The following is a 26,028-nucleotide window of genomic DNA, read 5'->3' as shown; positions in this document are numbered from 1 at the left end:
GGCCGCCGGGAATTGGGGCCCGCAGCCATGGGCTATACTCGTTTTCTGACTCAACGTGCTGATGCTCCGCGTAATGATCAATCGTTCCTTCCGCGGTCCTTCCGCGTCGCGCGCGCTGCGCGTTCTCTGCCTGCTGTCGCTCGTTGCCGCCACCGCCGGCTGTGCTTCCAAGGAGAAGCGCGACAACCCCGACAACCCGTTCCGGGCCCCCACCGATGTCGGCTCCGGCGGCGTGCCGCAGTCCGAGGCGGTGCTCCGTCAGCAGGCGATGAAGGCCTACGCCAAGGCGCATTCGTCGCTGCTGAACACCGACTACGAAGCAGCGGTCGACCAGTTCACGCAGCTGATCGCCCGCTACCCGTTCACCGAGTTCGCCACCCAGGCGGAGCTTGAAAAGGTCTTCGCGCAGTATCGCAGTTTCAAGCCGGACGAGGCGCTGCTGGGTGCCGACCGCTTCCTGCGCGAGCACCCGCGCCACAAGAGCGCCGACTACGTCCAGTACCTCAAGGGCCTGATCAACGCCGCGCGCACCGAATCGGTCAGCGACTTCCTGCCGATCGACAGCAGCAAGAAGGACGTCAATGCCGAGCGCCGCGCCTACGAGGACTTCGCGGTGCTGGTGCAGCGCTACCCGAACAGCGTCTATACCGGCGATGCACGCAAGCGGATGGTCTACCTGCGCAACCGCATTGCCAGCCATGAGCTGTCGATTGTCCGCTTCTACATCAAGCGTCAGGCCTGGGTCGCGGTGTCGAAGCGCGCCGAGAACCTGATCGCCGAATACCCTGGCGCACCGGCCACCGTCGAGGCGCTGTCGCTGCTCCGGCTGAGCTACGAGCAGCTCGGCCAGACCGCGCAGATCGCCGATCTCGACCGGATCATCGCCGCCAACCAGGACGCGATCCGGCAGGCCGGCGTGCCGAAGATCAAGCCGGGCCCGCGCAGCCGCATCGGCTTCCCCGAAGAGGCGGCCTCCACCGCCCAGGCCCCGGCCGCCGACACGGCGCCTGCCCAGGCTGCTGCTGCCGCCGCCAGCCCTGCCGAAGCGCAGAAGGAAGAACCGAAGGGCTTGTTCGGCAAGCTCGCCGGCTTCCTGAACGGGCTCAACAAGAGCTACACGCTGGATGCCGACAAGACCGCGAAGGCGGCTGACGGCACGAGCGGCGAGGCCCGCAAGGCGCCGGCTGCGGACGCGGCCAAGCATCCGGTCGGCGACGCCTCGCTGGTCACCGGGCCCTACACCGGCGAGCCGGTGGTGGTCGACGTGCCGCCGGTGTTTTCGGATGGCGGCGCGGCGCCAGCGGCGAAGCCGGACAGCGCACCGGTCGCCGCCACAACGGCCAGCGGCGACGCCGCCAAGGCCGAGCCGCCGAAGGATGAAGGGGGCGGCCTTTTCGACTTCCTGAACAAGAGCTACACCATCGGCGGCGACAAGAAAGCCGAACCCGCTGCCGATCGCACGACCGGCACGCCGGACACCGCAAAGCCGGACACCGCACCGGCCGAGCCGGCTGCCGCCAAGTAAAACGGCCGCGCCGCGCGAGCGGCGCTGGCGCTACAGGTCGCCGTAGCGCGCCGTGATCGGGTAGCGGCGCTCGCGCCCGAACGCCCGCTGCGTCACCTTCGGCCCCGGCGGCGCCTGCCGGCGCTTGTACTCCGAACGGCGCACCAGGCTCGCCACGCGGCGTACGGTCGCCTCCTCGAAACCCATCGCGACGATCTCGGGAATCGAGCGGCACTGTTCGACGTAAGCCTCGAGAATCGGGTCCAGCACCTCGTACGGCGGCAGCGAATCGGAATCCTTCTGGTCCGGCCGCAGCTCGGCGGTCGGCGGGCGTTCGATCACCCGCTCCGGGATCACCGGCTGGCCGGCCGGCGCCAGGGAGTTCCGGTAGCGCGACAAGGCATAGACGCGCGTCTTGTAGACGTCCTTGATCGGCGCGAAGCCGCCGCACATGTCGCCGTACAGCGTCGCGTAGCCGACCGCCATCTCGCTCTTGTTGCCGGTGGTCAGCACCACGCTGCCGAACTTGTTCGACAGCGCCATCAGCAGCACGCCTCTGGAGCGCGACTGCATGTTTTCCTCGGTCAGGTCGATCGGCCGGTCGCCGAACAGCGGCGCCAGCGTCTCGCCGAACGCGGTGAACGGCTTTTCGATCGGCAGCACCGAATAACGGATACCGAGCCGCTCGGCCTCGATGCGGGCGTCGTCGTTGGACATGTCGAGCGTGTAGCGCGACGGCAGTGACACCGCCCAGACCTGGTCCGGCCCGAGCGCATCGGCGGCGATCGCCGCGATCAGCGCCGAATCGATGCCGCCGGACAAGCCCAGCAGCACGCCGGGGAAGCCGTTGCGGGTCACGTAGTCGCGCGTGGCCTGTACCAGCCCGGTGTAGATCTCCGCTTCGACCGAGACCTCGGCGCGCAGCGCGCCGCGTGGCTGGCCGGCGTCGATCGCGATCGGATACACGCCTTCTTCGAACAGCGGCGCCCGGAAGCGCGGCGCACCGGTGGCGTCGACCGCCATCGAGTCGCCATCGAACACCAGTTCGTCCTGGCCGCCGGTGCAGTTGACGTAGACGATCGGCAGGCCGACCTCGGCCACCCGCTGACGCAGCACGGCCAGACGCTCGGCTGGCTTGCCGACGTGGTACGGCGAGGCGTTGATGTTCAGCAGCAGTTCGGCACCGGCGACCTTCGCAGCCGCGGCCGGCACCGGCCCCCAGATGTCCTCGCAGATGCACAGGCCGATCCGCAGGCCGTCGAGCGCGAACACGGTGGCGCCGGCCGCGCCGGGTTCGAAGTGGCGCTTCTCGTCGAACACGCCGTAGTTCGGCAGCAGCTGCTTGCGGGCGCGGGCGACGAGCCGGCCATCGCGATAGACGGACGCCGCGTTGTAGGTTCGGCCATCGGCCCATTCGGGATGGCCGACGACGATATGAATGCCCTGCGAAGCGGCGGCGATCTGCGCCAGCGCGGCATCGATCGCCTGCGGCAGCGCGGTGCGCAGCAGCAGGTCATCGGGCGGATAGCCGAGCAGCGAGAGTTCCGGCGTCGCGACCAGCTGGGCACCCAGTTCATCGCGCGCCTTGACGGCCGACGCGATGATCTTCGCGACATTGCCGTCGAGGTCACCGACCCAGAGATTCAGCTGGGCGGCGGCAAGGACCAGCGGCTTGTTCATCGGTTGTTCGGATCCACGTGAAAGACGGGCCACGATAAACGAGAAAGGGCGCGACGAATCGCGCCCTTCCCGATCGTCCCGACGGCTGCGGGCTTACTTCAGCAGCGACTTCATCGCCGCGCCGAGATCGGCCGGCGAACGGACGGTCTTCACGCCCGCCGCTTCCAGCGCCGCGAACTTTTCGTCGGCCGTACCCTTGCCGCCAGCGATGATCGCGCCGGCATGGCCCATGCGCTTGCCGGCCGGGGCGGTGACGCCGGCGATGTAGGCGACCACCGGCTTCTTGATGTGCGCCTTGATGTAGGCCGCCGCTTCTTCTTCCGAGGAACCGCCGATTTCGCCGACCATGATCATGCCGTCGGTTGCCGGATCAGCCTCGAAGCGCTTCAGCACGTCGATGAAGCCCAGGCCGCGCACCGGGTCGCCGCCGATGCCGACGCAGGTCGACTGGCCGAGGCCGTTCTGGGTCGTCTGGTGCACGGTCTCGTAGGTCAGCGTGCCCGAGCGCGAGACGATGCCGATGCGGCCCGGCTTGTGGATGTGTCCCGGCATGATGCCGATCTTGCACTGGCCCGGGGTGATCACGCCGGGGCAGTTCGGGCCGATCAGCACGGCGTCCGGGTAGGCCTTCAGCGCGGCCTTGACCTTGACCATGTCGATCACCGGAATGCCTTCGGTGATGCAGATGATGACCTTGATGCCGGCATCCGCCGCTTCGAGGATCGCGTCGGCCGCGCCCGGAGCCGGCACGTAGATCATCGTCGCGTCGGCGCCGGTCGCCTTGACCGCGTCATGCGCGGTGCTGAACACCGGCAGGCTCAGATGGGTGGTGCCGCCCTTGCCGGGTGACACGCCGCCGACCATCTTGGTGCCGTAGGCGATAGCCTGTTCGGAGTGGAAGGTGCCCTGCTTGCCGGTGAAGCCCTGGCAGATGACCTTGGTGTCTTTGTTGATCAGGATGCTCATTGCTGTCTCGTAATCCTTCGGCTTCAGGCCTTGCTGGCGGCAACGACGGCCTTGGCCGCCTCGGTGAGATCGGAAATCGGCGTGATGGCGAGGCCGGATTCACGCAGCAGCGCCTGGCCCTTTTCCATGTTGGTGCCCTGCAGGCGCGCGATCACCGGAATCTTCAGGCCGACCTGCTTGACCGCGGCGATGATGCCTTCGGCGATCAGGTCGCAGCGGACGATGCCGCCGAAGATGTTGATGAAGATGGCCTTCACTTCCGGGCTGGCGGTGATCAGCTTGAAGGCTTCCGTCACCTTCTCGGCCGTGGTGCCGCCGCCGACGTCGAGGAAGTTGGCCGGCTGGCCGCCGTGCAGCTTGACGATGTCCATCGTCGCCATCGCCAGACCCGCGCCATTGACCATGCAGCCGATGTCGCCTTCCAGGGTCACGTAGTTCAGGTCGTACTTCGAGGCGGCCCGCTCGCGCTCGTCTTCCTGGCTCGGATCGCGCATCTCGGCGATCGCCTTCTGGCGGAACAGCGCGTTGTCATCGAAGTTCAGCTTGGCGTCGAGCGCGAAGACATTGCCTTCGGCGGTGACGATCAGCGGGTTGATCTCGACCATGCTGGCGTCGAGTTCGACGACGATGCGGTAGACGCCCTGCAGGATGCGGGTGAACTGGTCGACCTGCTCCTTGGTCAGGTCCATGAAGAAGCCCAGCTCGCGGGCCTGGTACGGCTGCAGGCCGGCAGCCGGATCGACTACCACCGACTTCAGCTTTTCCGGCGTGTGCTCGGCCACTTCCTCGATGTCCATGCCGCCGGCGGCCGAGGCCATCACGACGACCTTCTCGGTCGAACGGTCGACCAGCGCCGAAACGTACAGCTCACGGGCGATGTTGGACGGCTTTTCAACCCACACGGTATTGATCGGCAGGCCCTTGGCGTCGGTCTGCTTGGTGACCAGATGCTTGCCGAGCAGCGCCTTCGCAGCTTCCTCGGCGGCATCGGCGCCGCTGACCAGTTTCACGCCGCCGGCCTTGCCGCGACCACCGGCATGCACCTGCGCCTTGACCACCACCTTCTCGGTGCCGAGCTGCTTGGCGACCGCGCGTGCCTGCTCCGGACTGGTCGCCAAGCCGCCCTGCGGCACCGGGATTCCGTAACGCGCAAAAACTTCCTTCGCCTGATACTCGTGCAGGTTCATGCAGCCCCCAAGGGTGATAAAGACAGATTGCATTGGTACAACTGTGCGCCAATGCCTGTGCGGAATTGATACAACGGTTTTTGCAGCGCGCGCATTTTCCATGAATCCACCGGTGCAGGCAAAGCATTCGCACCGCTACACTTTTACGACATTCACGAAAAAACACTTCGTGAAATCAATCATCAGCGAAACCAACATGTCACTACTCATTCGGGTGTTCTTTCTCGCTGCCGTGGTCTGGCTGCTGTACCGGACCTACATCCGCTGGCAGACGGGCAACGGCAGCCGCACCCCACCTCAGGACGCGCTGCAGACGGTCGCCCGCTGCGAGGGCTGCGGGGTCTATCTGCCGGTGCAGACGCTGTCGCCGCTGGGCCGCTGCGGAGCCTGCGAGCAGAAGCGGCCGTGAGTCCGCGCCGCAGCTGAACACGGCGCATGGACAGCCGCGAGCGCAGCCATTTCCTCGATCCGGAAGACTGGCGGATCCTGATCACACTGGCGGCCTACCGGCTGGTGCTGGTAGCGCTGCTGGCGGTGGTCCACGGTTTCAAACTGGTGCCGTATTTCTTCGATCACGCCGATCCGGGCCAGTTTTTCGCAATCGTCCTGGTCTACACGCTGCCGGCCGTGGCGCTGCTGGCGGCGGCGCTGACCCGGCAACCGGCGCTGAGCACGCAGGCGCATTTCTCGTTCGTCATCGACACGCTGGCGATCGTCTCGATGATGTACGCCGCCAACGGCGTGTCGTCCGGCCTCGGCATGCTGCTGATCACGCCGGCGGTCGGCTGCAGCCTGGTGCTGCCGCCCCGGCTCGGCCTGCTGCATGCCGCGCTCGGCACCTTCGCGGTGTTCGGCGCGGAACTGTGGCGGCAATCGCAGCAGCAGTTCGAGACCGCCGACATCACCAACGCCGGCCTGATCGGCCTGATGCTGTTCGCCACCTCGCTGGGCGCCGGCGCCGTCGCCCAGCGGGCACGCAGGAGCGAAGCGCTGGCCGCCCGCTTCGGCAGCGATCTGGCCAGCCTGTCACGGCTCAACGAGCGGATCGTCGAAAGCATGGACACGCCGGTGCTGGTGATCGACGAGGAACGCCGGCTGCGCGTGCAGAACGCCGCCGGGCGGCGGCTGCTGGCCAGCCCTGCGCTCGATGGCCGGCCGCTGGCCAGCGCGCTGCCGACGCTCAACGGCGCGCTCGAGCAGTGGCAGGAAGCGCCGAACCGCAGCCCGCAGCCGATCAGCCTGAGCATCGGCGGGCCGGAACTGCTGCCGCGCTTCACCCGCCTCGGCTTCAATGCCTGGGCGCCGGTACTGGTGCTGCTCGATGACGCCGCCCGGGTTCGCGAACAGGCGCAGCAGCTGAAGCTGGCGGCGCTCGGGCGGCTGTCCGCCGGCATCGCCCACGAGATCCGCAATCCGCTGTCGGCGATCCGCCATGCCGGCCAGCTGCTGGCCGAATCGCCGGACCTGCCGGCCGAGGACCAGCGCCTGCTGGAGATGATCCAGCGCCACAGCACGCGCATCGACAAGATCGTCGAGGACGTGCTGCGGCTGTCGCGCCGCGAGGCCGCCGTGCCGCGCACCCTGCCGCTGCGCGCGTTCCTGCAGCGCTGCATCGCAGTGTGGTCGGAAGGCTGCCCGGACGGCGCGCGGACGGTGACCGTGGAGGGCGTCAGCGAAGCGCTGACCGTGCGCTTCGACCCCGACCAGCTGCAGCAGGTGCTGCACAACCTCTGGCAGAACAGTTTCGATCACGGTGCCGCCGACGGCCGCGCGGTGACCGTGCGGCTGAGCGCCGGCCGGATGAACCCCGGCCACCGGCCGTATCTCGACATCAGCGATGACGGCAGCGGCATCCCCGCCCAGGTCAGCGAACAGCTGTTCGAACCGTTCTTCACCACCGCCAGTCGCGGGACCGGCCTCGGACTGTATCTGTCGAGGGAAATATGTGAATACAATCAAGCACGTCTCATGCACCTGCCGAGCGAGACGGGCACCCGCTTCCGGCTGATCTTCGCCGGCTGACCTTCTTCGATCCGATCGCTTCATGAGCAAAGCACTGGCGCTGATCGTTGACGATGAAGCCGATATCCGCGCCCTGCTGGAGATCACGCTGTCGCGCATGGGCCTGCGCACGGCGGCGGCCGGTTCGCTGGGCGAGGCCCGCGCGCTGCTGGCCGAGCACAGCTTCGATCTCTGCTTCACCGACATGCGGCTGCCGGACGGCAACGGCATCGAGCTGGTGACGCTGATCCAGAAGAAGCACGCCGGCTTGCCGGTCGCCGTGATCACCGCCTACGGCAGCGCCCAGGCGGCGGTCGAAAGCCTGAAGGCCGGCGCCTTCGATTTCGTCTCCAAGCCGATCGATCTCGGCCAACTGCGCAAGCTGGTCGACACCGCGCTGAAGCTGCGCGCCAGCCCCGATGCCGACGACGGTGGCCTGCTGGGCCGCACGCCGGCGATCGAGGCGCTGCGGGCGTTGGTCGAGCGGCTGGCACGCAGCCAGGCGCCGGTGCACATCACCGGCGAATCGGGCACCGGCAAGGAGCTGGTCGCGCGCCTGATCCACAGCCGCAGCCCGCGCGCCGATGCGCCGTTCGTGCCGGTCAACTGCGGCGCGATCCCGGCCGAGCTGATGGAGTCCGAGTTCTTCGGCCACCTGAAAGGCAGCTTCACCGGCGCCAGCCGCGACAAGGCCGGGCTGTTCCAGGCCGCCGAGGGCGGCACGCTGTTTCTCGACGAGGTCGGCGACCTGCCGCTGCACATGCAGGTCAAGCTGCTGCGGGCGCTGCAGGAACGCGCGGTGCGGCCGGTCGGCGGCGAAACCGAGGTGTCGGTCAATGTCCGGGTGATCTCGGCCACCCACAAGGACCTCGCCGCGCTGACCGCCGATGGCTGCTTCCGCCAGGATCTCTACTACCGGCTCAACGTCATCGAGGTGCGCACGCCGAGCCTGCGCGACCGCCAGGACGACATCCCGCTGCTGGCCGAGGCGATCCTGGCCCGGCTGGCCCGCGACAACGGCCTCGACCCGCCGCCGCAGCTCGATGACGCCGCGCTGGCCCGGCTGCGCGACTACCCGTTTCCCGGCAATGTCCGCGAGCTGGAAAACGTGCTGGAACGCGCGGTGACGCTCAGCGATGGCCAGCGCATCTCGGTGGCCGATCTGCGCCTGCGCTGCGACCTGCCGGCAGCGCCGGCGGCGGCAGCCGTGCCTTCGAGCGCCGCGCCGGCCGGTAGCAGCGCCGGCAGCGACCTCGAAGGCCAGATGGAAGAGCTGGAGCGCCGCGCAATCATCGAAGCGCTGGAGAAGGCGCGCTACAACAAGACAAGGGCCGCCGCGCTGCTGGGCATGACGTTTCGCTCGCTGCGCTACCGGATCAAGAAACTGAACATCGAATGAGGCGGCGGCCGCGCGCCCGAAACGCGCCCGGCCCGCCGCTCGCCTGACTGGGGAATGACGTGAAGACGATCCGCTACACCACGGCCCTCGCCGTGGCTCTGCTGGCCGGCGGCTGCGCCGGCAAGGCTGCCAAGCCGCCGGTGGCCGCCGTGCCGCCGGCCGTGCTGGCCCTGAAGGCGCCGCCGGCCAATGTCGATCCGGCGAAGCAGCTGTCCGAGCTGCTCGCTGCGGAATGGCAACGCTGGCTGCGCAACAACCCCGAGGAAGCCTCGCTGCTCGGCGACCACCGCTACGACGACCGCTGGAGCGACTACAGCCTGGCGACGATCGAGACCCGTCACCGCGCCGATGCCGCCGCGCTGCTGAAGCTGCTGGAGATCGACCGCGAACGCCTGGGCCCGGCCGACCAGCTGAACTTCGATCTCTACCGGCAGCAGCTCGAACGGCAGATCGAGGATCACCGTTACCGCAACTTCCTGATGTCGCTCCACCACCTGAGCGGCCCGCAGCTGGCCGACCAGATGACCGAGCTGCTGCAGCTGGCGACGGTGGCCGACTATGAACACTGGATCGCCCGCATTCGTGGCGTCGCGCCGATGGTCGAGCAGACCATCGAACTGCTGCGCACCGGTCTTGCCGAGGGCCGCAGCGCGCCGGCGATCACCGTCAAACGCGTGCCGGCGCAGATCGACCGTCAATTGGTCCGCAAGCCGGACGCCAGTCCGTTCTACGCCCCGTTCGTGCACCTGCCGGACAGCATTCCGGCGGCCGAGCAGGCGCGTCTGCGGGCGTCGGCCCAGGCGGCGATCAGCGAATCCTTGCTGCCCGCCTACCAGCAGCTGCGGCGCTACGTGGTCGATGACTATCTGCCGCACTGCCGCGACAGCATCGGCCTGGCGGCGATCACCGACGGTCGCGATGCCTACACCTTTGCCGCCCGCGCCAGCACCACCACCAACTTGAGCCCGGACGAGATCCACGAGCTGGGCCTGCGCGAAGTGGCGCGTATCCGGGGCGAGATGGAAGCGATCCGCAAGTCGGTCGGTTATGCCGGCAACCTGAAGTCGTTCTTCGGCTATCTGCGCAGCGACCCGAAGTTCTTCCACAAGGACGGTACGGCGCTGCTGCTGGCCTATCGCGACATCGCCAAGCGGATCGACCCGGAACTGCCGAAGCTGTTCGGCAAGCTGCCGCGCCAGCCCTACGGCGTGCGCGCGGTGCCGGCTGCGCAGGCGCCCGACACCCATACCGCGTACTACCAGCCGGGCGCTGCCGATGGCAGCCGGGCCGGCAATTTCTACGCAAACCTCTACAAGCCGGGTTCGCGGCCGAAATGGGAACAGGAAGCGCTGACCGCCCATGAAGCAGTGCCCGGCCACCATCTGCAGATTGCCCTGCAGCAGGAACTGGTGGCCGATGCCGGCGGCGCGCTGCCCGACTTCCGCAGCCAGATTTCCTTCACCGCGTTCGTCGAGGGCTGGGCGCTGTACGCCGAAAGCCTCGGCCCGGAGATCGGCCTGTACCAGGACCCGTACTCCAAGTTCGGCCAGCTGACCTACGAGATGTGGCGCGCGGTACGGCTGGTGGTCGACACCGGCATGCACTGGAAGGGCTGGAGCCGCCAGCAGGCGATCGACTTCTTCAAGGCCAACACGCCGCGCGCCGAACTGGACATCGTCAACGAGATCGATCGCTACATCGCCTGGCCCGGCCAGGCGCTGGCCTACAAGATCGGCGAGCTGAAGATCAAGGAACTGCGCGCCCGTGCCGAAGCGGCGCTGGGCCCGAACTTCGACCTGCGCAGCTTCCACGACACCGTGCTCGGCAGCGGCGCGATTCCGCTCGACATGCTGGAGCGCAACATCGACGCCTGGATCGCTGCGCGGCAAGGCGGCGTGGTGGTGAAACTGCGCGGCGCGCCGGCGCCCTGAAACCGCAGCGGGCCGGCGCGCGGCCCATCGATCAGGCGATGGTGCGCACCAGCCCGCCCTCGGCGCGGATCGCCGCGCCGTTGATCGCCGCCGCCCGCGGGCTGCTGATGAAGGTCACCACGTCGGCGATCTCCTTCGGCGCGATCATCCGGCCGATCAGCGAGGTCGGCCGGTTCTCGGCGATGAAGCGGCGCTCGGCCTCGGCGAGATCGACGCCGGGGAACAGGTTGGCGATGAACTTCTCGACATTGGCGGTCCGCGTCGGGCCCGGCAGCACCGAATTGACGGTGACCGCGGTGCCCTTGGTCAGCTCGGCCAGCGCCCGGGCGATGCCCAGCTGCATGGTCTTGGTGGCGCTGTAGTGCGCCATCTCCGGCGCCGGATTCAGGCCCGATTCGCTGGAGATGAACACCACCCGCCCCTCGCGCCGCGCGATCATGCCGCGCAGGTAGTGGCGCGCCAGGCGCACGCCGCTCATCACATTGACCTCGAACAGCCGCTGCCAGTCGGCATCGGTCTCGTCGAAGAAGCCGACGGCTTCGTAGATGCCGAGGTTGTTGATCAGGATGTCGACCTCGGGCAGCGCGGCGATGGTCGCCTCGCAACCTTCGGCGCTGCCGTTGTCGGCCACCAGCGGCCGCAGCCGGGCCTCCGGCTGGCGCGACTTCAGATCGGCGATCGCCGCGTCGACCACCGCCTGGCTGCGACCGTTGATGACCACCGTCGCACCTTCGCCGGCCAGCGCCCGGGCGATTTCGAGGCCGATGCCGCCGCTGGAGGCGGTGACCAGGGCGGTCTTCTGTTCGAGATCGAGTTTCATGCGGAATCCGTTGAAAAAGAAAAGGCGCGGCATCCGGAACGGATGCCGCGCCGAAGGGTAGCGCAGGGTGGCTGCGCGAGGAGACGAAGACGGCCGGATCAGGCGGCGCGGGCATACTGCGGCGCGACCTGCGGGCGGGTCCCGGCAACAGTCGCCGCAGCGGCGTTGCCAGCGAGCGGCCCGAACACGGCGCGAACGTTGTCGACCGTCACCGCCGCTTCCAGGATCGCCAGCCGCGACAGGCCCTCACCTTGCGCGCGATCCCGCTCGACGCTGGCATCGCGACCGGCCACCAGCGCCTCGACGTAGGCCGCCAGCGCCTTCAGGCGCGGCGTCTGCAGCGCCGGAACCGGCAGCGGCGCCAGGCCGTCAATCGCCGGCAGGCGGCCCTGCACCACGGCCTGCTCGGCGGTATCAAGCTGGGAATCGCGGCCGAACAGGCCACGGCGACGGAACAGATCGGCCAGCACGCGGCGCGGCAGGCCGGTGGCGCCAAGGATGGTGCCGCGAGTTTCCGAATTCAGGTTCTGGGTGTTCATCTGAGTGACTCCTTGCTGCGACGCCGCGAAGGGCTGGCGTTTCATGGCGTGCACTCTGCGCTTTGCTCTGTTGCAAAAGAAGCCGCAATTAACGCACTCTGTTTTTGCATTTTTGCAATCAACAGCCGCCCTGCCATGGACTGGGACGATCTCCGCTATGTGCTGGCCATCTCTCGCGCCGGCGGCCTGAACGGCGCGGCCCGAGCGCTGGGCGTCAACCCGTCCAGCGTCTATCGGCGTCTCGAAGCGCTGGAAAAGGCGCTGGAAGTGCGTCTGTTCGAACGGCTGCGCGCCGGCTACCGGCTGACGCCCGGCGGCGAGGCGCTTGCTGAAGCCGCCGGGCGCATGGAACGCGAGGCGCTGGGTGTGGAGAACCGCATCAAGGGCACCGACGTGCGGCTGGAAGGCCACTTGCGAGTGTCGACCAGCGAAGCCGTGACCCTGCACCTGCTGCCGCGCTGGCTCGCCGAGTTCCGCGACACCTATCCGGGACTGACGCTCGACATCGCCTCGACCAACCAGATCGTCGACCTGTCGAAGCGCGAGGCCGACGTGGTGATCCGCGGCACCGATCGCCCGCCGCCGCATCTGGTCGGCCGCCGCTGCGCGCCGATCGTGTTCGCCGCCTACGCCTCGACCCGCTATCTGGACAAGGCCGGGCGCGGCCGGCCGCTGGCCGACTACGAATGGCTCGGCTTCGACGGCCCGATGCTGCGGGTGCAGCAGGCCAAGTGGCTGGCCGAGCAGGTGCCGGAATCACGCATCCGGCTGCGCTACGACAGCTTTGCGCCGATCCGGCTGGCCACCGCCGCCGGCCTCGGCTGCGCGGCGCTGCCCTGCTTCGCCTGCGAGGAAGACCCGGCGCTGGAACGGCTGCCGGGCACGATGAACGCGACCACCTACCACTTCTGGGTGCTCACCCACCCGGACCTGCGCCGCAGCGCCCGGGTGCGCGCCTTCCTGCAGTTCTTCGGCACCCGGCTGGCGGCACTGGATGAATCGGTGATGGGTGCCGCCGCAACACCCGCCTGAGCGCTCAGGGCGACACGTAGCGGATCGTGAGCTTGTCGACGAAGAACGTGTAGCCCGCGTAGTAGTTGGTGTTCGCCGAATAGCGCAGGCCGATGCTCAAGGTGTTGCTGCCGGCGTTGAGGCGCACCAGCTGGTTCATCGTCACGCTCGGCCCATGAACGCCGACCGGACCGGGACTCATCGCGCTGTCCGGCACGCTCAGCACCTCGACGCCCGCTGCCTTGATGACGAGGGCCTGGTTGGCGACCTCGGTGACGGTGGTGTTGCTCTGCAGCTTGTTGGCTACCGCCCGCACGTCGTACAGGCCGGCGACCGGCACCGTGATCGTCTGCCACCAGGTGGGATTCACCGGCGCCGCCTGCAGCGTGCTCGGCGTGCTGCCCGGCTTGCTCGACACGATGCCGAGACGGGTATCCCGATAGCTGCAGCGGCGGTTGAAGCGCGGGAAATTGGTGCAGGCCCAGTTGTCCGGCACCCGGTAACCGCTGCCGGGAGTGACCGTGTACGCCGACATCGTCGGATTGGCGACCAGCTGATCGCCGACCACCACGGCATGAGCGGCAGTGGCGAGAAAGGCCGACGCAACGGCGACGGCAGTACGAATGGTGAAGGTGTTCATGGAAGGTTCGGAGCAGGGGCGGAAGGGGCGCGCCGCAATCTCGAGCAGCGGTCTCCGCCGGCCGCGAACTGCGCTGCGCGCCGCATCCTATCGCCAGCCTGATGCGAATCTGTTTGATTGCATTGATTTAATTGCCCGGCAAGATGGCGGCAAGGTGGCCGACGCCGGGGCTCGCCGTCGACCGGCAACGCAGCAAGCCGTTCAGCCGCCCGGCTGCTCGCGGATCAGCAGGAACGGCAGCCGCAGCCACGACGGGCCACGCGTCCAGCGCCAGTCGGTGCGCGCCATGCCAAGCCAGACCTCGCCGCTCTCCGTCGGCCAGCGCCGCAGTTCATCGACCACGGCCGGCCACGGGAAGCGGGCGCTGCCGTCATACCCGACACGCACCACGGCGCGGCCATCGTGCGGCGAACGATCGAGCCGCAGCTGCATCACCAGACGTTCGACTTGCGGCCCGCCTTCGGTCGCCGGACGCAGCAGGTTCACGCCGCTGCCATCGGCCCGGAACCGCTTGCCGTGCCAGCGCGGCAGCCCACCGATCGCCAGCCCAAGTGCTGCGAAACGCCGGAACCAGACCGGGCCGAGCAGCACGGCGCGGTAGTCGCCGGCCGGCAGCGCAGCGGGTTCCGGCAGCTGCGGGTATCGGGCGCGGGCGTCGCGGAGGCTGAGAATGTCGGCGGGGGTCATCGGCGGGACGGGCCTACAGCCAGCCGCAGCGGCTTATGCGCTTTCCGTCGTTCGCTGCGCGCTCGCGAGCGGTGCCGATCAAGCCCGCGGCAGATCCGCCAGCTTCACCACCCCGCCCTTCGCGTACGCCGGCACCGGCACGCTCTTGTCGATCAGCAGCGCGCGCAGTTCCTGGATCGCCGGGAAGATCTCCTGGTTCCAGTCCTCGCCCTGGGCGTCGAACGCGGCCTGTTCGGCTTCGACGATCTCGGTGTCCTGGCCGAAGATGCCGTTGGTGAAGGCGACGATGAACGGCCAGATCACGTGGATCATTCCCGGGATCGGCGGCTTGCGGATCATCATCAGGCCGTAGGTCTGGTTCCTGCGCTGCTCGGCGTCGGTCGGCCAGTAGCAGTTCCACAGATCCAGGGCCGGCTCGTCCTTCGGCGAACCCGCTGTCCAGAACTTCAGGGTCTGGTACGGGTATTCGGTGCGGATCGTCATCATGTCGATCGAGCCGTCGGCGACCTTGGCCGCGCCCTTGCGGTTGATCATGAAACGCTCGCCGATCGGCTGCTTGCCGGCGGCGCGGGCGAAGGTGTAATCGCACTCCACCCAGCCGTTGCCCTTGCGCACATCGAGGCAGGTGGCGCGGATCGAGCCCATCAGGCTGCGGTGCAGGAACTGATGGTTCATGTCCATCAGGTTCTCGTGCATGAACGACCAATGGCAGCCGATGGTGCGGTCGAGCGTGCGGGTCTTGTACTCGCCCTTGGCGAAGGTCGAGACATCCGGGAAGGCGGCAAAGCCGGGCGCCGATTGATCGCCGGTGTAGACAAACAGGAAACCGTAGGCCTCGCGCACCGGATAGCTCTTCACGCCATTCGGCAGCTGCTTGCCTTCATCCAGGTACGGCACGTTGACGCAGGCGCCGGTGCGGTCGTAGGTCCAGCAGTGGTAGTGGCACTGCAGGCGTTCGCCACGGACCACACCCATGGTCAGCGGCACCTGCCGGTGAGCGCAGCGGTCTTCCAGCGCGAACACCTCGCCCTTCTCGGGGCGCACCAGCGCGATCGGCTCGCCGGCAAAGCTGACCGCCAGCGACTTGCCGGCCTTCAGCTGCTTCGAGCGCGCCAGCGGATACCAGAAATTCGGATCGAGCCCGGATTTGCGCAGGTCCGCAGCCTCGAACTTCGGGGCGGGTGCGTGGCGGCGGAGGGCAGTGATCGAGGACATGGAGAGGCATTCCGGAGGTGAAAATTTCGGGCAGAAGCCTAGCACGGGGTCTGCGAAGGCTTGCCGTTCAGCGCTTTCGAGGCAGCGGCACCGGACGATGACGTGGCTCGGCGCCGCAACGGCCACGCCCGCCCGATTCCGTCATTCCGGCTTCCGCCGGAATGACAGCACCCAATTCTCGGGTGGCCCCCCGCGCCCATCCGGTGCCGAACGCGGGGGCCAACCGACCTCAGCCCTTCAGCAGCGGCTTCAGGAAGCGCCCGGTGTGCGAACGCTTGATCTTGGCGATGTCTTCCGGCGTACCGGCGCCGACGATCTCGCCGCCGCCGCTGCCGCCTTCCGGACCAAGGTCGACGATCCAGTCGGCGCGCTTGATCACGTCGAGGTTGTGCTCGATCACCACCACGGTATTGCCGGCGTCACGCAGGCGGTCGAGCACCTTCAGCAGCTGGGCGACGTCGTGGAAATGCAGGCCGGTGGTCGGCTCGTCGAGGATGTAGAGCGTGCGGCCGGTATCGCGTTTTGACAGCTCCTTGGCCAGCTTCACGCGCTGCGCTTCGCCGCCGGAAAGTGTGGTCGCGTTCTGGCCGAGCTTGACGTAGGAAAGTCCGACATCCATCAGGGTTTCGAGCTTGCGGGCCAGCGCCGGCACCGGCTTGAACAGCGCGAGCGCGTCCTCGATGGTCAGCTCGAGCACGTCGTTGATGCTCTTGCCTTTGTAGCGGATCTCCAGCGTTTCGCGGTTGTAGCGCTTGCCCTTGCAGGTATCGCAGGTGACGTAGACGTCCGGCAGGAAGTGCATTTCCACCTTGATCACGCCATCGCCTTCGCAGGTTTCGCAGCGGCCGCCCTTGACGTTGAAGCTGAAGCGGCCGGCCTCGTAGCCGCGCTCGCGGGCCTGCGGCACCTGGGCGAACAGCTCGCGGATCGGCGTGAACAGGCCGGTGTAGGTCGCCGGATTGGAACGCGGCGTGCGGCCGATCGGCGACTGGTCGATATCGATGACCTTGTCGAGATGCTCCAGCCCTTCAATGCCCTCGCAGGCCGCGTGGCGGGTGCCGGCGTTGTTGAGCTGACGCGCCGCGTAGCCGAGCAGCGTGTCGTTGATCAGGGTCGACTTGCCGGAGCCGGACACGCCGGTGACGCAGGTCATCAGGCCGATCGGGATTTCGGCGGTCACCGATTTCAGGTTGTTGCCGCTGGCGCCCTTCAAGACGATCTGCTTTTTCGGATCGCGCTTGTGGCGGGTCTTCGGGACCTCGATCGACACCTTGCCGGACAGGTACTGGCCGGTCAGCGACTTCGGGTTGGCCATCACCTCGGCCGGCGTGCCCTCGGCGACGATCTGGCCGCCGTGGACGCCAGCGCCGGGGCCGATGTCGACGACGTAGTCGGACTGGCGGATCGCATCCTCGTCATGCTCGACGACGATCACTGTATTGCCGATGTCGCGCAGGTGCACCAGCGTCTTGAGCAATCGTTCGTTGTCGCGCTGGTGCAGGCCGATCGACGGTTCATCGAGCACGTACAGCACGCCGACGAGGCCGGCGCCGATCTGCGAGGCCAGACGGATGCGCTGGGCTTCGCCGCCGGACAGCGTTTCGGCCGAGCGCGACAGGGTCAGGTAATCGAGGCCGACGTTGTTCAGGAAGCCGAGCCGCGAGCTGATCTCCTTCAGGATCTTGTCGGCGATCTCGCCCTTGTGACCGGGCAGCTTCAGCTGCTGGAAATGCACTTCGGCATCGCGCACCGATTTCGCGACCACCGACGGCAGGCTGCTGCCGCCGACGAAGACGTGGCGCGCCGAGCGGTTCAGGCGATCGCCGTGGCAGTCCGGACAGGGCTTGTCGGACAGGTACTTGGCCAGTTCCTCGCGCACCGCGACCGATTCGGTTTCCTTGTAGCGCCGCTCCAGGTTCGGCAGCACGCCTTCGAACTTGTGGATGCGGGTGACGATCTTGCCGCGCTCGTCCGGATACTCGAAGGCGATCTTGTCGTCGCCCGAGCCGTACAGCACCGCATTGCGCGCCTTCTCCGGCAGCTTCTGGAACGGCTTGTCGGTATCGAACTTGTAGTGCTTGGCCAGCGACGAAACCAGCGCCCAGTAGTACGGATTGCGCCGATCCCAGCCGCGGATCGCGCCTTCGGCGAGGCTGGCATCCGGGTGGGTCACCACCCGCTCGGCGTCGAACACCTGCAGCTGGCCGAGGCCGTCGCAGGTCGCGCAGGCACCGCTCGGCGAATTGAACGAGAACAGCCGCGGCTCGAGGTCTTCCAGCGAATAGCCGCAATGCGGGCAAGCCATGCGGGCGGAGAACGTGATGTCCGGCGTCGCGTCGCTGCCATGCGGGGCGACCAGCGCCAGGCCATCCGACAGACGCAGCGCAGTCTCGAAGGATTCGGTGATCCGCTGCTTGATGTCCGGTCTGACCTTGAAGCGGTCGACGACGACCTCGATGTCGTGCTTCAGCTTGCGGTTCAAGGTCGGCACCTCGTCCAGCTCGTAGACCTTGCCATCGACACGGGCGCGGACGAAGCCCTGGGCGCGCATCTGCTCGAACCATTCGGCGTGCTCGCCCTTGCGGCCGCGCACCACCGGCGCCAGCAGCATCCACGCGGATTCGGCCGGCATCGCCAGCACGTGGTCGACCATCTGCGCGACGCTCTGCGCTTCCAGCGCCACCTGCGGGTGATCCGGGCAGTAGGCGGTGCCGACGCGGGCAAACAGCAGACGCAGGTAGTCGTAGATCTCGGTGACCGTGCCGACCGTCGAGCGCGGGTTGTGGCTGGTCGATTTCTGCTCGATCGAGATCGCCGGGCTCAAACCCTCGATCGAATCGACATCGGGCTTCTGCATCATCGACAGGAACTGCCGCGCGTAAGCGGACAGGCTTTCGACGTAGCGGCGCTGGCCTTCGGCGTACAGCGTGTCGAACGCCAGGCTGGACTTGCCGGAACCGGACAGGCCGGTGATGACGATCAGCTGGTCGCGAGGCAGCTCCAGCGAGATGTTCTTCAGGTTGTGGGTGCGCGCACCGCGGATGCGGATCGAATCCATGGACGGGAGGGGTCAAAAAGGGACCGGCAACTATATCGGGATTGGCGCCCCCGCCTGTGCCCGCCGCCTGGCTGCGCCGCGCGGACCGCCGCCGGCGCTGTCATCGCACGGTCACGGCGTTGTCACCGCGCCTGCGCAAGATCGCCGCACCCTCCCCCGCCGGCCGCACTTGATGACCGCCCGCCCGCTGAACCTCGCGATCTTCGACATGGGCCTGCTGAAGGCGCCGTTCTTTCTGGGCCTGCGCGAGCACCTGGCACCGACGATCCACTGCCAGTACTGGTCGCGGCGGCTGCTGATGCGGCGCTATGCGCAGTCCGCCGGCATTCCGGTATTCCCGGCCTCGCTGGCTGAACCCGCGCAGCGCGCGCAGTTGTCCGACGATGAACTGCGGGCGGCGATCGGCGTCAAGGCGCAGCTGCGCGGCGCGGCCGGCAAGCTCGATCAGGCGCGCCGCCGCTACGCCGAGATCGAAGCGTTTCTGGATGCGCAGGCGATTGACGCGCTGCTGGTCTGGAACGGCTCGAACCGGCTGCTGTCGCTGGCCATTCACGCGGCCCGGCAACGCGGCATCGCCGTGATCCATGCCGAACACGGCTACTTCCCCGGCTCGATGCAGCTCGACCGCGACGGCGTGAACCAGGATTCGTCACTGACCCGGCTGATCCGCCAGGGTCTTGCCTGGCGCCCGCCGTCGGCAGCGCTCGATGCCCGGCTCGACGCGATCATCGCGGCGGTACGCGGCGCCGCACCGTCGCGCGTCGTGCGCACCGCGATCCCGCCGCAGTACCTGCAGACCCGGCAGGCGCGCAGCCTGAATGCCCTGTTCTACCGGCTGCGGCCTTATGGTCTCGGCAAACCGCTGTTGCCCGGCTACCAGGACCCGCCGCTGCCGGCCGAGCCCTTCGTGTTCTATCCGCTGCAGGTCCGCAAGGATTCCCAACTGCTGCTGCATTCGCCGGTCTGGGGCAACGACCACGCGGCGGTGATCGCGGCGCTGTCGACCCAGTTGGCGCAGATGCAGCCGCCGCGCCGGCTGGTGGTGAAGTTCCATCCGCAGGAAGACCGGCTGGCGCAGATCCGCAACGACGCGCTGATCCGCCAGTTCCCGGAAGTCACCTTTATCTGCAACGTCCCGGCGACGGAACTGATCCAGCGCGCCCGCTTCGTGGTGACGATCAATTCCAGCGTCGGCTTCGAGGCGATCCTGCTCGACAAGCCGCTGGTCACGCTCGGCAACAGCTTCTACGCCGTGCCGGCGCTGGCCGAAGTGGTGCGCGACCGGTCGGAACTGCGCGCCGCGCTCGACGCCGCCGACCGGCTGCCAGTAAAAACCGAGGCACGGCGTGCGGCGCTGCGCTACTGCCTCGCCGATTTCTTCACGTTCGGCACCTACTTCGATCATCGCCCGGACAGCTATGCCGCCGTGGCCGAGCGGGTCCGGGCCTTGCTGAACCCGCTGGCCATGTCGCAATCGGTCCGGCCGTCACCTGCCCGGCACGCCGACCGGCAGCCGGCCGCGCCGCTGCTGTCGCGCGCCTGATTCAGCGCGGCTGTTCGAGGAACGCCGCGATTGCCGCCGCGCCGGCCGCCGCCGAGCGGCCGATGGCATCCGGCTCGGCATCGAAGGTGGCGCGGAAGTAGTCGCGCTGGCGCTCGATCCACTGCGGGTGGCTGGCCACCGCTTCGCGCAGCGCCTGGCCCAGCGCCTCGGCGTTGTCGATCACCGGCCCCAGCTCCCAGAACAGATAGTCCGGGTTGCCCTGCCAGTGCGCGCCGTGGCTGTTGATGAACAGGCAGGGCCGCGGTCGCACCATGAACTCGGCGATCTGGCTCGATACGTCGCCGAGATAGACGTCGGCGCCCTGCGTGTAGGTCATGTCGATCGAGGCATCGCTGCCGGTGTCGATGCGCAGGTGCGGCAGGCTGCGGTATTTCTCAAGCTTCGCCAGCCACTCCGGCTGGTGGCGGTCGAACATGCGGATGTGCGGCGCGAAGATCAGGTTCCAGTCGCGCGATTCGGCGAAGTAATCCAGCACCCGGAAGCCATCGCGCGGCCAGGACGACAGTTCCGGCTCGAAGTGCGGGTTGTAGAGCACGGTCGGCCGGTTGTTGGCGAACAGCTTCTGGCGGCGGGCATCGAGCCGGGCCACGAGATCGAATTTCGCGTAGGTGCCGGTGTGGTAGCGGCCCTCGCGCAAGGTGCCCTGCTCACGCATCCGCGCCGCCTGCCGCTCGCCGGCCAGCAGCACGAAATCGAACTCGATCAGGTCGTCGGCATAAGTCACCGCACGGCCCGGCGCGCCGTGGTTGGTCCAGATCATCCGCAGCCGCGGCAGCCACAGCTTGCGCAGGATCAGCGAGGTGCGCTCCGGCACCACCACGGCATCGGCTTCGGCAAACAGCCGGCGATTGCGGATCAAGGTCAGCGACTTCTCCGGAATGCCGGAGCCCAGCCGCTTCTGCAGCCAGAGGATGAAAGCGTTGGGCCGGAAGCGCTCGACCGGCAGCCGCGCCTGCGGGTACAGCGCCACCAGCCGCCGGACCACGCGTTCCTGGGCGTCGGACGAGCAGACCAGGCGGATGTCCCAGTCCGGCCGCTGCATCGACAGCTCGGCGGCGATCGGCAGGCTGTGCGGAATCTGGTGAGTCTGGGCGATGTACGGAAAGACGACTTTCATCGGGGCGGGCAGGCGCAGCGCAGGGTTCGCGATGGCGAACCCCAGCTGTACGCGGTGAGGGCCGGATATAGTAACGGCACGCCCGTTGCTGACTGATCGGCGACGGCGCCGGACGCCCCGCCATCGCCGCCGGGAACCATCTGGCGTTGACGCCATCAACACTCGCAGCGTCGTCACCTGTTCCGTGCTGCCCCACTCCTTCCGCCACCGAGGCCCGCGCCCCATCCGCCGGGCCTGTCCGCCATGAACCGCGACACCCTCCGCCTCCCCGCCAGCCGCTGCGTGCCTGGAAGCCCGTCATGAACCGCGACGAAATCCGCGCCACTGCCGGCCTCAGCCTGATCTACGCGCTGCGGATGTTGGGCATGTTCATGATCCTGCCGGTGTTCGCGCTGTACGCCCGCGAGCTGCCGGTGCCGGCCACGGCCGCGCAGGCCGGGCTGGCGGTGGGCCTGTACGGGCTGGTGCAGGCGGCGCTGCAGATTCCGTTCGGCTGGCTGTCGGACCGCATCGGCCGCAAGCCGGTGATGGTTGGCGGGCTGGCACTGTTCGCGCTCGGCAGCGCGCTGGCCGGCGCCACCGACAACATCCACTGGATCATGGCCGGCCGCGCGCTGCAGGGCGCCGGGGCGATCTCCGGCGCGGCGTCGGCCTGGCTGGCCGATGTCACCCGGCCGCAGGTGCGCAGCACGGCGATGGCGATCCTCGGCGCCGGCATGGGCGTGTCGTTCATCGTCGCGCTGGTGCTCGGCCCGGTGGTCGCCGGCTGGGTCGGCGTGCCGGGCATCTTCGATCTGACCGCGCTGCTGGCCGCGCTCGGCATTCCGCTGGTGATCTGGGGGCTGCCGGCGGCGCCGAGACTGCCGGCGGACGGCCAATCGGCCTCGCTGCGCGCCGCCCTGGTCGATCCGCAGCTGCTGCGGCTGGACGCCGGCATCTTCCTGCTGCACGCGGCGATGACCGCCGTGTTCGTCGCCTCGCCACTGGCGCTGAAGTCAACGCTGGCGCTGCCGGGCGAGCAGCACTGGAAAGTCTGGCTGCCGCTGCTGGTGCTGTCGCTGCTGCCGGTGTTCGCGCTGTTCCGGGTGGTGGAACGGCGCCGGCTGGGCCGCGCGGCGTACATCGCGGCGGTGGCGCTGATCGGCCTGTCGATGCTGCTGGCGATCGAGCTGTGGATGTCGGCGGCTGGCCTGCTGATCGCGCTGCTGCTGTTCTTCGCCGCCTTCAACTACCTGGAAGGTGCGCTGCCGTCGATGATCTCGCGGCGGGTGCCGCCGGAGCGCAAGGGCGCGGCGCTCGGCGTCTATTCCAGCGCGCAGTTCCTCGGCGGCTTCGCCGGCGGCTCACTCGGCGGCCTAGCGCTGGGCCGCTGGGGCCTGGCCGGCACCTACGGTCTGGTCGCCGCGCTGGCCGCGATCTGGCTGATAATGGCGTTCGGCCTGCAGGCCAGCGAAGAACCGCTCGCCGCACCCCGGCAGCACCCCACGACTTGAGCAGTGAGTAATTCGAAAACAAGTTGGGAGCCGATGGCCGTAGGCTCCTTATATTTTTTGTAAATAAGTTGGGACTTCTGACACTGTGGTGAATTAAAGTTGGAAAGCCCTAGAAATCACCTGTGTAAGCAAATGAATTTGCTGATATTTCTGTAATTAACTGTTGCCGTCATTGTGGGACTTAGTTTTTTAGGCGTGACTGAGCTTTCTGGGCGTGCTGGTTCGGTTGCGCATTCGGTAGCTGATCCGCCTTAGGGAAGGTCTGATTAAACCCCAAATTTCTCGGAACCGCCGATATAAGTCATTGATTATGTTGGTCGCGGCATTTCGCCGATGGAGTTAATCAGAGCATCCTTAGGTCGAACGGTTTACTACCTAGACTGCCGCATGTTGCATGGCCTGTGCCCCTAAAAGTTTTGAATAAGACCCCAGCCGCTGAGGAAAACGTCGTCCAGCACTTGCATTTTCCTATCTACAGCTAAACGCTACTAGGTGAACTGCATTCAGCGGCAGCGAGTTGCTCAGAACGGAAATCATTTGGTCCATCACCGCCGAAGCCAGTGTTCGCAGCGGAAGCCCAGCTACCCTTTTGGCAAGCCGCCCAGCCGGCCGACTCCCCAAACGGATTAATTGAGCGTCTACCCACGCGTCGCGGCTCGTTTTCGGTTGGCACGTTCCCTCAGCGAGAACACCAAGCACTCACCACTTCGGCAGCGATTGCTCGACCCCCCGACGTTGGCGGCGCTACCGGGCAGGCGCGCAAAAGCGGCGACTGATGTACATTTATACATCTGCCACTGTGGAGCAGTGGTCTGCGTCCAAAAAGCCTACGCGTCCGCCTTGTTGGCGGACAGTGTTCGAACGAGTTCGTCAACGTCCGCCAGGATGCGTCTGACTGCAGCCTCTCCCGGTCCCGAGTACGTCGCAAGGCGCTCGAGACTGACCGTCGACGTTTCCATTGTTTTATTTTTTGCAACGCAATAAATCTTTTTGAATGCAGGTGTCCAGGACGCCCGCTCCCGCCCTGGAAGCGCCCGGCCCACGGTCGACGGCTGTTGCGGCGCATTGAAAGTTGACCCCCGTGTTCCCTGACTCGCCGTCGGCGCAACAACGCTCAGAACTTCGTCGCATCCAGGCGCTGCACGCCGACATCGCCGACCAACAGCACGGTGCCGTCACGCGCCGGCATCACCCAGGACAGCGTGTCGGTTTGCTTGTTGCCAGACTTGTCGGTGATTGGCACCAGCTTGGACTTGCCGGCGGCGTCAAAGACCAGCAGCGTGGCGTTGAGGCCAGCCATGACGATTTTGTTGTCGGGTAACGCGGCCATGCCGAACAGAGACTGGTCTGTACCGGTTTTGATCTTCGACCACTCTCCGGCCGCTACATCGGTCGTGTAAAACGAATTGCCGCGCAGGCCACCGATCAGCGCCCCCTTGTCGCCGGCCGCGATGACGCAGAACAACGAGCTTTTGTAGGGACTGACGACCCTGGTCCAGGTCTGGCCGCGGTCGTCGCTGAGGCCGATCAAGCCTGCTTCGCCCACCACCACGAGGCTGCCGTCGCCGAGCAGGGTCAGCGCATTGAAATGGCGCTCGTCTTCGGTGACGGCGTTGACCGGCACCTGCGCCCAGGTGGCTCCGGCATCGGTGGTAGCAAGCATCAAGCCGTAGGCACCGACCGCCAGGCCATTCTGCGGATCGAAAAACAGCACGTCGAACAGCGGCTTGCCAAGATCGGGCTGGAAGTTCTGGAGCTTCCAGGTCTCGCCGCCATCCGTGGTGGCGAGGATGGTGGCGTCATGGCCGACCGCCCAGCCGTGCCGGGCATCGGCGAAGGTGACGCTGGTCAACAGTGCATCGACCGGCGACGCCACCTGCTTCCAGTCCCTGCCATCCGCCGAGGTCAGGATGTGGCCGCGAGCGCCGACGGCAACGTAATGCTTGCCGGTGCCGACCACCTTGAGCAGCGGGTTGCTGGCCGCCTTGGCAGCCATTTCGGACGGACGGGCGGCCATGGGCTTGGCCGCCGGCGTCTCTGGTGCCACTTCCTCGACCGCGGCCCCGTCAGTCCCGCTGTCAGTACTCGCGGCGCCCACCCCAGCAGCCGAAGCCTCGGCTGCCATGTCGTCCTGAGCAGTCACCATCATCGACAAGGGCGTGGCGAACAGAGCGACAAGCAGAGCGGACAACTTGACGGTGGTGGCGCGCATGAGAACTCCGCTTAGAACTGGTACTTGAAGAAGATGCCGATGTTGTCGCGGTCGCGGTACACATTGTTACCGCCGCCGCGGGTGTAAGCGTTGTACGAAATGCTCATCGACAACGCTTTTTCGTAGCGGATCTCGACCACCGAGTTCAGCTGCATACGGCCCTCGACGTAGTTGGCACCGGGTCCCGGCGAATTGTTGTAAATGTCGTGCTGGAAAATCAGGATCGGCTGAATTGAGATACCCGGCAGCACCGACTCGTAGCTGATGCGGCTCACCACGCGATAACCGCCTGCCAAGCTGTGCGCGAACTGGTTACGCGAGGCCTGGAACGGGTTGAAGCGCAAGCCGTCCGGGCCGACCGTGCAACTGATGTTGGTCGAACAGGCGAGCCGCGAGCCATCCGCGCCCGAACCATCTGCACCGGCCGAAGCATGGGTGTACGCAGCTCCGGGACCTTCGATCTGCAGTTGGTCAAACTTCGGCAGATTCAATACATGCGTAGCCGCCACCTCGTAGAGCAGGATGACCTGATCAGCGCCGATCCAGTTTTCCGAAGCTGACAGCACGCGCGTGGCGCCGAACACGTAATTCAGCACCTTGCCCGGAATCCAGCCCTGAATGAATGAGTTCGGGGCGTTCTCACCAATGGTGCCGCCGCGATACGGAGTGATGAAGTTCGGGAACGAACGGGCCGAACCCGGTGCCGCGCCGACCACCAGATTGATGTTGTCGCCGTACGGCTGGTTGCCGTTGGCGTCGACGAAATTCGAGCTGTCGTAGACGGTATACGTGTTGCCACCATTCTCGGTGAAGCCGAGCGTAGCAGTCGCACCAGCGCAGCCAATCGCGGCGTCGTGGCAGCGGGTCAAGGTCGGGCCGAACGACGCGAACACCACGTCGACGAGAGCCACCTGGAGCGGCACATTCGGACGGTAGGAAATCTCACCCTGATAGCTGTACTCGCCGTACGTGGTGTTGAAGCTGAACCCGATCAGCTTGCGGTT

Annotated in this window: 20 protein-coding genes; 8 read left to right on the top strand and 12 right to left on the bottom strand. The window is 67.1% G+C overall.

The genetic code is table 11. From position 1 onward, the window contains the following. The first annotated feature begins 73 nt into the window (after positions 1 to 73). Positions 74 to 1,525: an outer membrane protein assembly factor BamD gene (locus ACTIGJ_RS14175; protein WP_439640976.1), complete on the top strand. Its 1,452-nt coding sequence runs from the start codon at positions 74 to 76 to the stop codon at positions 1,523 to 1,525. Positions 1,526 to 1,555: 30 nt separating this feature from the next. Here ACTIGJ_RS14175 and ACTIGJ_RS14170 read toward each other — a convergent pair whose 3' ends face one another. The 3 genes from ACTIGJ_RS14170 to sucC form a co-directional block, all read right to left on the bottom strand. Continuing rightward, positions 1,556 to 3,184 carry an NAD+ synthase gene (locus ACTIGJ_RS14170; RefSeq protein ID WP_439640975.1) on the bottom strand — a complete coding sequence of 543 codons (1,629 nt, stop codon included), beginning with the start codon at positions 3,182 to 3,184 and terminating at the stop codon, positions 1,556 to 1,558. A 93-nt stretch (positions 3,185 to 3,277) separates the two neighbouring features. Beyond that, a complete protein-coding gene (gene sucD / locus ACTIGJ_RS14165) occupies positions 3,278 to 4,150 on the bottom strand; it encodes a succinate--CoA ligase subunit alpha (RefSeq protein WP_439640974.1) in 873 nt (290 codons plus the stop codon). A gap of 23 nt (positions 4,151 to 4,173) precedes the next feature. Continuing rightward, positions 4,174 to 5,337: an ADP-forming succinate--CoA ligase subunit beta gene (gene sucC, locus ACTIGJ_RS14160; RefSeq protein WP_439640973.1), complete on the bottom strand. Its 1,164-nt coding sequence runs from the start codon at positions 5,335 to 5,337 to the stop codon at positions 4,174 to 4,176. Positions 5,338 to 5,533: 196 nt separating this feature from the next. Here sucC and ACTIGJ_RS14155 point away from each other — a divergent pair, with 196 nt between their 5' ends. From ACTIGJ_RS14155 to ACTIGJ_RS14140, 4 genes are read left to right on the top strand one after another with little or no spacing between them, the layout of a single operon-like run. After that, positions 5,534 to 5,746, top strand: a complete 213-nt coding sequence (locus ACTIGJ_RS14155; RefSeq protein WP_439640972.1) for a hypothetical protein — start codon at positions 5,534 to 5,536, stop codon at positions 5,744 to 5,746. A 26-nt stretch (positions 5,747 to 5,772) separates the two neighbouring features. After that, a complete protein-coding gene (locus ACTIGJ_RS14150; RefSeq protein WP_439640971.1) occupies positions 5,773 to 7,359 on the top strand; it encodes a sensor histidine kinase in 1,587 nt (528 codons plus the stop codon). Positions 7,360 to 7,381: 22 nt separating this feature from the next. Next, positions 7,382 to 8,737, top strand: a complete 1,356-nt coding sequence (locus ACTIGJ_RS14145; RefSeq protein ID WP_439640970.1) for a sigma-54-dependent transcriptional regulator — start codon at positions 7,382 to 7,384, stop codon at positions 8,735 to 8,737. A 59-nt stretch (positions 8,738 to 8,796) separates the two neighbouring features. Beyond that, entirely contained in the window at positions 8,797 to 10,668 is a 1,872-nt protein-coding gene (locus ACTIGJ_RS14140; RefSeq protein ID WP_439640969.1) for a DUF885 domain-containing protein, read from the top strand. A 31-nt stretch (positions 10,669 to 10,699) separates the two neighbouring features. Here the strand turns inward: ACTIGJ_RS14140 and ACTIGJ_RS14135 are convergent, their stop codons facing one another. Further along, positions 10,700 to 11,488, bottom strand: a complete 789-nt coding sequence (locus tag ACTIGJ_RS14135; RefSeq protein ID WP_439640968.1) for an SDR family NAD(P)-dependent oxidoreductase — start codon at positions 11,486 to 11,488, stop codon at positions 10,700 to 10,702. A gap of 98 nt (positions 11,489 to 11,586) precedes the next feature. Beyond that, positions 11,587 to 12,027, bottom strand: a complete 441-nt coding sequence (locus ACTIGJ_RS14130; RefSeq protein WP_439640967.1) for a hypothetical protein — start codon at positions 12,025 to 12,027, stop codon at positions 11,587 to 11,589. 135 nt (positions 12,028 to 12,162) lie between these two features. Here ACTIGJ_RS14130 and ACTIGJ_RS14125 point away from each other — a divergent pair, with 135 nt between their 5' ends. Beyond that, positions 12,163 to 13,059, top strand: coding sequence for a LysR family transcriptional regulator (locus tag ACTIGJ_RS14125; RefSeq protein ID WP_439640966.1), 897 nt, complete (start codon positions 12,163 to 12,165; stop codon positions 13,057 to 13,059). A 4-nt stretch (positions 13,060 to 13,063) separates the two neighbouring features. Here the strand turns inward: ACTIGJ_RS14125 and ACTIGJ_RS14120 are convergent, their stop codons facing one another. The 4 genes from ACTIGJ_RS14120 to uvrA all read right to left on the bottom strand — a co-directional run bounded on the left by ACTIGJ_RS14120 (position 13,064) and on the right by uvrA (position 18,638). After that, entirely contained in the window at positions 13,064 to 13,678 is a 615-nt protein-coding gene (locus tag ACTIGJ_RS14120) for a hypothetical protein (RefSeq protein ID WP_439640965.1), read from the bottom strand. Positions 13,679 to 13,879: 201 nt separating this feature from the next. After that, on the bottom strand, positions 13,880 to 14,365 hold the full coding sequence (locus tag ACTIGJ_RS14115; RefSeq protein WP_439640964.1) for a hypothetical protein: 486 nt from the start codon (positions 14,363 to 14,365) through the stop codon (positions 13,880 to 13,882). A 78-nt stretch (positions 14,366 to 14,443) separates the two neighbouring features. After that, entirely contained in the window at positions 14,444 to 15,580 is a 1,137-nt protein-coding gene (locus tag ACTIGJ_RS14110; RefSeq protein ID WP_439640963.1) for a Rieske 2Fe-2S domain-containing protein, read from the bottom strand. A 229-nt stretch (positions 15,581 to 15,809) separates the two neighbouring features. After that, positions 15,810 to 18,638 carry an excinuclease ABC subunit UvrA gene (gene uvrA / locus ACTIGJ_RS14105; RefSeq protein WP_439640962.1) on the bottom strand — a complete coding sequence of 943 codons (2,829 nt, stop codon included), beginning with the start codon at positions 18,636 to 18,638 and terminating at the stop codon, positions 15,810 to 15,812. A gap of 172 nt (positions 18,639 to 18,810) precedes the next feature. Between uvrA and ACTIGJ_RS14100 the strand changes: the two genes are divergently transcribed. Further along, positions 18,811 to 20,181: a capsular polysaccharide export protein, LipB/KpsS family gene (locus ACTIGJ_RS14100; protein ID WP_439640961.1), complete on the top strand. Its 1,371-nt coding sequence runs from the start codon at positions 18,811 to 18,813 to the stop codon at positions 20,179 to 20,181. A 1-nt stretch (position 20,182) separates the two neighbouring features. Here ACTIGJ_RS14100 and ACTIGJ_RS14095 read toward each other — a convergent pair whose 3' ends face one another. After that, the gene (locus ACTIGJ_RS14095; RefSeq protein WP_439640960.1) at positions 20,183 to 21,319 is read right to left on the bottom strand and encodes a sensor domain-containing protein; all 1,137 of its coding nucleotides are present in this window, start codon (positions 21,317 to 21,319) and stop codon (positions 20,183 to 20,185) included. A 299-nt stretch (positions 21,320 to 21,618) separates the two neighbouring features. On the opposite strand from ACTIGJ_RS14095, the gene ACTIGJ_RS14090 reads away from it, so the two are divergent. Continuing rightward, positions 21,619 to 22,812: an MFS transporter gene (locus ACTIGJ_RS14090; protein ID WP_439640959.1), complete on the top strand. Its 1,194-nt coding sequence runs from the start codon at positions 21,619 to 21,621 to the stop codon at positions 22,810 to 22,812. A 1,114-nt stretch (positions 22,813 to 23,926) separates the two neighbouring features. On the opposite strand, the gene ACTIGJ_RS14085 is transcribed toward ACTIGJ_RS14090, so the two are convergent. Both ACTIGJ_RS14085 and ACTIGJ_RS14080 read right to left on the bottom strand, forming a co-directional pair. Continuing rightward, on the bottom strand, positions 23,927 to 25,024 hold the full coding sequence (locus tag ACTIGJ_RS14085) for a WD40/YVTN/BNR-like repeat-containing protein (protein WP_439640958.1): 1,098 nt from the start codon (positions 25,022 to 25,024) through the stop codon (positions 23,927 to 23,929). Between the two features lie 11 nt (positions 25,025 to 25,035). Continuing rightward, positions 25,036 to 26,028, bottom strand: a 993-nt coding sequence (locus tag ACTIGJ_RS14080) for a DUF1302 family protein (protein WP_439640957.1), incomplete at its 5' end; no start/stop codon positions are given.

It is taken from the genome of Nevskia sp. (assembly GCF_051860985.1).
Lineage (GTDB): Bacteria > Pseudomonadota > Gammaproteobacteria > Nevskiales > Nevskiaceae > Nevskia.
Note: the sequence above shows the minus strand (reverse complement) of the source record. Positions and strands in the feature narration are given on the sequence as shown.